Source organism: Rhizobium sp. UFLA01-1127, from assembly GCF_059803845.1.
In genome coordinates this window covers 1-1532 of the sequence record NZ_JAUQTZ010000287.1, presented here as the reverse complement: position 1 = coordinate 1532, position 1532 = coordinate 1, and the positions used below count along the sequence as shown (strand labels likewise).

Below are 1532 nucleotides of genomic sequence, written 5' to 3'. Positions count from 1 at the left end.
GGGCAACCACCCTTACCAGCCATCATTGCATAACTGACCTGGGACGATCGCGCCGCGATTACCCCATGTTTGAAGATAGACTTCGTCGGATACGATTCTCTCCTGCGGCGCACCAGCGTGACGCTCCCCGCCGAAGAAATCTCGCGGCTGCAACGCTTCGGTTTTTTGGCATCCGTGGAAAACGATGATAACCGACAGTCCACTACACCAACGAACGCAGTTTGGTCGTCAGATATTGTAGGGCATCAGCGCGATCTTGGCAGTGTTGGGAACTACGTCGGCGCGGACATCTCGACGATATGCTGCGGCGATGATGTATCCGTCATTCTGGACACCGCGGCGCAGGTCGAACAGAACCGCCTGTCGAATGCAAAAATGCGGCCGTTCATCGCGATCAAAGATGGCGTTCAGCAAAGCGCAATGGCGATTTTGTTGATCGGCATAGCTCTGTTCACGGGCGAGTCTCCTTTGCCAGGAGGGTGATGCCACTGTTAGATAAGGCGCTGGGAGTCACTCAGAGGTGGCTTGGTATGATGTGAAGGGATATGAACCGCCGACCCGCCGCTCGGATACCCCCCACGTTTTTCCCACTCTCGATACGCTAGGCGACGGAACTTCGTCAGGGATCGGCGAGCGGAAGGGCAACGTTGTTGCTTCGTATCATAATATTTGACATTAAATACGTTTTTTGTCACGGTTCTGATATGGCACCCAAAATCACCCCGGAAGAAGCGGCTTCCCGTCGTGACACGATCCTGCAGGCAGCCCGTTGGTTCTTCCTGAACTTCGGATTCTCCAAGACGTCGCTCGATGACATCGCGAAGCGTGCAAACATTTCTCGGACGCTGCTTTACAAGACCTTCAAGGACAAGGAAGAGATCTTCACCGCGGTTTTCGAGCATTGGCTCGTCGTCCGCCATCCGGACGCGCGGCGGGCAGCTTATTCGCCAGGAGACGGCTATGAACGTCTGCTGGAAGTCTGCAGGGTCATGCTCGTCGAACCCTGGGCTGACATGTTCGGCGCACCCATGGCGAGCGAATTCTACGATGTGTGCGAGCGCTTGGATCCGCAGATCGCGGAGCGGCATCGTGACGTCAGTGTCGAATGCTTCACTGAAATTCTTGGCGACGACGCGGCGGCCGAGGTGTTCCTCCTCGCGCTCGACGGACTTCTTGCCGACGACCCTAACGTCGACACGCTAAAAGCAAGGGTCGAGATTCTGGCCCGGCGTTTCAGTGCCCCACTGGTCAAGTAAAGCGCTAGCGGAAAGCGGCCTTGGATTTCAGGTCCGTCGTTCTTCCACGATTGCCGGAAACCGCATGGGCTAGATCCACGGATCCTGCTTGATCAAACGCCATCTCTGAGAATTGCCGCCCTCGCGGGGTTGGAGGACTATGGGCGAGTTTGTCTTCTCCGATGAAATCGTCAGGTACAGATCGCTTTCTTCCATGCGGATTAGGCGATGTTGACAAAGTTGGTTCACAAATCAGCTTTGGTCTGATTCAAGGCTACCTTTTAGGAGGCAGTTTTG

Annotated in this window: 2 protein-coding genes; both read left to right on the top strand. The window is 55.4% G+C overall.

The features are described from left to right. Positions 1–69: 69 nt before the first annotated feature. The gene (locus Q4Q11_RS31760) at positions 70–483 is read left to right on the top strand and encodes a hypothetical protein (protein WP_498571973.1); all 414 of its coding nucleotides are present in this window, start codon (positions 70–72) and stop codon (positions 481–483) included. A gap of 164 nt (positions 484–647) precedes the next feature. After that, positions 648–1256: a TetR/AcrR family transcriptional regulator gene (locus tag Q4Q11_RS31755; protein WP_498571972.1), complete on the top strand. Its 609-nt coding sequence runs from the start codon at positions 648–650 to the stop codon at positions 1254–1256. Positions 1257–1532: the final 276 nt, after the last annotated feature.